Source organism: Patulibacter defluvii, from assembly GCF_034096925.1.
In the GTDB taxonomy this organism is placed as follows: Bacteria; Actinomycetota; Thermoleophilia; order Solirubrobacterales; family Solirubrobacteraceae; genus Patulibacter; species Patulibacter defluvii.
Genome location: NZ_JAWZSQ010000052.1, coordinates 1 through 3,251 on the forward strand (window position 1 = coordinate 1; position 3,251 = coordinate 3,251).

Consider the following 3,251-nt stretch of genomic DNA (forward strand, 5'->3'; position numbering starts at 1 on the left):
GCGGCCGCGCCCGGTCCCCCACCGCCACCGGCCAGGCCGCCGCCACCGGTCAGGCCGCCGCCACCGGCCAGGCCGCCGCGTCCGGCCAGCGCCGCCCGCAGACCCGCCGGCGCGCCGGCCGCGGCCCCGTCGGTCTGGCCCTTCTGGACCTGGACCCCGGCGATGAAGCCGCCGGCCACCAGCACCATTCCGCCGAGGGCCAGCGGCAGCGGCCGCAGCAGGCTCGGGCGACGCGGTCGGACCGGCAGCGGCTCGTGCTCCTGCTCGTCCCAGGGGTCCGGGTCCCAGCCGTCGTCCGTGGCCGGCTCGGTGGCGGCGGTCGCCGCGGCATCGTTGGGGAGGTCGTCGATGTCACTCAAAGCGAAGGGCCTCGATCGGGCGCAGCCGCGCAGCGCGGCCGGCGGGGTAGGTGCCGAAGAACAGGCCGGCCAGCAGCGACGCGCCGAAGGCCAGCAGGACCGAGTAGGGCGCCACGTCCGGCTGCACGCCGGCGATCGTGAAGCGGCTGACCACCAGCCCGACGAGCACGCCGAGCGCGCCGCCGAGCATCGAGACCAGCACCGCCTCGGCCAGGAACTGGGTCAGGACGTCGCCGCGGCGGGCCCCGATCGCCTTGCGGATGCCGATCTCGCGGGTCCGCTCGGTGACGCTGACGAGCATGATGTTCATCACCCCGATCCCGCCGACCAGCAGCGAGATCGCCGCGACCGCGCCGAGCAGGGTGGTGAAGACCGAGGTCGTCGAGCTGGAGGCCTCCAGGATCGAGCCCTGGTTGATGACCGTGATCCCGCTCGACGTGCTGCCGGCCGGCGCCGGGTGCCGCTGGTCGAGGATCTCGGTCACCTCGGCCTGGGCCGCGTCGAGCGCGTCCTGCGAGCGGGCCTGGACGGTGATCGAGCTGACCGCGCCGTAGCCGGCGAGGGCGTCCTGGACGGCGGTGATCGGGGCGATCACGACGTCGTCCTGGTTGGTGGCGCCGCTGGCGCCCTTGCTCGCGGTGACGCCGACGATCCGGAAGCCGACGCCGTTGATCCGGACCGTCGCGCCGACCCCGACGCCGAGGTTCTGGACCACGGTCGGCCCGACCACCGCCACCCGCTCGCGGCGGCGGACCTGGGCGTCGCTGAAGGCCGACCCCTCGGCGACCGCGTAGCTGCTGGCGGCCAGGTAGCCGGGCGTCGTGCCGATCGCCTGCGACGGCTGGTAGCTGGTCGATCCGGCGACGACGGTAGCGCTGGCCACCCGCACCACCGGAGAGGCGCTGAGCACGTCGGGCGCCAGCTCGTCGTCCTCGAGCGCGGTCGCGTCGGCGGTGGTCAGCGTGGCGCTGGCCGTCGCCGCGCTGCCCGGCCCGCCGCGGGCGCCCTGGCCCATCACCAGCAGCACGTTGGTGCCGAGCGCCTGGATCTGCCGCTGGACGGCGCGCTGCGAGCCCTCGCCCACGGCCACCAGCACGATCACCGCCGCGACGCCGATCGTCATCCCCAGGATCGTCAGCCCCGAGCGCAGCTTGTTGGCCACGATCCCGCCGAGCGCGATCCGCAGCGTCTCGCGCGGGGTCACGCGGCCGCCTCCCTAGCGCTGGCCGGGAGCGGCGACGCGCTGTCGCGGACGACCCGTCCGTCGTCCAGCCGCAGCACCCGGCCGGCGCGCTCGGCGACCTCGGGCTCGTGCGTGATCAGCACGATCGTGCGCCCGTCCGCGTGCAGCTCGTCGAAGATCCGCAGCACCTCGTCGGTGGTTCGCGAGTCGAGGTTGCCGGTCGGCTCGTCGGCCAGGATCAGGGCCGGGTCGGTGACGATCGCCCGCGCGACCGCGACCCGCTGCTGCTGGCCGCCGGACAGCTCGGACGGCAGGTGGTCGAGCCACTGCGCCATCCCGACCGCGCTCAGCGCCGCGGTCGCCCGCCGCCGGCGCTCGGCCCGGGCGACGCCGGCGTAGGCCAGCGGCAGCTCGACGTTGGCCACCGCGCTGGTCCGCGGGACCAGGTTGAAGGCCTGGAAGACGAAGCCGATCTTGCGGTTGCGGAGGTCGGAGAGGTCGTCCTCGTGGGCGTCGGCGACGTCGATCCCGTCGAGCAGGTAGCGGCCGCTGGTGGGCGCGTCGAGGCAGCCGAGGATGTGCATCAGCGTGCTCTTGCCGCTGCCCGAGCTGCCCATGATCGCCACCTGCTCGCCGCGGTCGATCCGCAGCGTCACGTCGCGCAGCGCGTGGACCTGCAGGTCGGCGGCCGGCCGGTAGACGCGCGACACCCGCCGCACGTCGATCACCGGGCGTCGGCTCACGGGCGGCCTCCGCCGAAGCCGACGGGCGGTCCCCCGCCGAGCCCGCCGCCGAGGCCGGCGCCGCCACCGAGACCGCCGCCCAGCCGCCCGCCGCCGCCGAAGCGGCCGCTCCCGGCCCCACCGGCCGCGGCCAGCCCGCTGCCGCCCACGCTGAGCGCGGGCAGCACCACCCGATCGCCGGCTTCCAGGCCGCTGGTGACCTGGGTCGCGCTGTCGCCGACGACGCCCGTCTCGACGGTCCGGGTGGCGCGCTCGCCGTCGCGCTCCACGGTGACGGTGCGGCCGCGGAGGGCCTGGCTCGGCACGCTCAACGCACCGCTGGCCTGGGCGACGACGACCTCGGCGGAGGCGCTCATCCCGGTCCGGACGCCGGTCGCGGTCTGGGCGACCGAGAGCGTGACGGGGTAGCTGACGACGCCGCTGCTGGTGGTCGAGAGGATCCCGATCCGCGTCACCCTCGCCGCCAGCTGGACGTCCTCGAGCGCGGTCACGGTGACGGTGGCGCTCTGGCCGACCCGCAGCTTGCCGATGTCGGACTCGCTGAAGGAGACCTGCAGGTCGAGCCGGCTGAGCTGGGTCAGGACCAGGAACGAGGAGGAGGAGCTGCCGGTGGTGGTGGTGCCGGTGCCGGTGCCGCCGCTGCCGGTAGCGGAGCCGCTGCCGGCGCCGGCGCCGCTGTCGTTGCCGGAGGAGGACGAGCCGGCCCCCGAGCCGGAGGAGGAGGATCCGCCGCCGACCTGGTCGCCGACCGCCCCGTCGAGCTGGGCGACGGTGCCGGCCACCGGGGCCCGCAGGCGGGTGTCCTCGAGCGCCTGCTCGGCGTCCTCGACGGCCAGCCGCGCGCTGTCGACGGCGGCCTGGGCGGCGGCGACGCTGGTGGCGCTCGACGCGGCGGCGGTGCCCGAGCCCCCGCCCGCCGCACCGCTGCCGCCGCGCGCGGTGCCGCCGCCGGAGCCGCCGCCCGCC

At 76.3% G+C, this 3,251-nt stretch carries 4 protein-coding genes; all 4 read right to left on the bottom strand.

All coding sequences use genetic code 11. From position 1 onward, the window contains the following. The coding region (locus SH587_RS24560) for a hypothetical protein (RefSeq protein WP_320673306.1) at positions 1-359 on the bottom strand (359 nt) is incomplete at its 3' end. Then, positions 352-1,563: an ABC transporter permease gene (locus SH587_RS24565; protein WP_320673307.1), complete on the bottom strand. Its 1,212-nt coding sequence runs from the start codon at positions 1,561-1,563 to the stop codon at positions 352-354. The genes SH587_RS24565 and SH587_RS24560, both read right to left, overlap by 8 nt. Then, positions 1,560-2,285, bottom strand: coding sequence for an ABC transporter ATP-binding protein (locus tag SH587_RS24570; protein WP_320673308.1), 726 nt, complete (start codon positions 2,283-2,285; stop codon positions 1,560-1,562). Before SH587_RS24570 ends, SH587_RS24565 begins: the two co-directional genes overlap by 4 nt. After that, positions 2,282-3,251 (bottom strand): efflux RND transporter periplasmic adaptor subunit (locus SH587_RS24575; protein ID WP_320673309.1); only part of this gene is annotated, 970 nt, incomplete at its 5' end. The genes SH587_RS24570 and SH587_RS24575, both read right to left, overlap by 4 nt.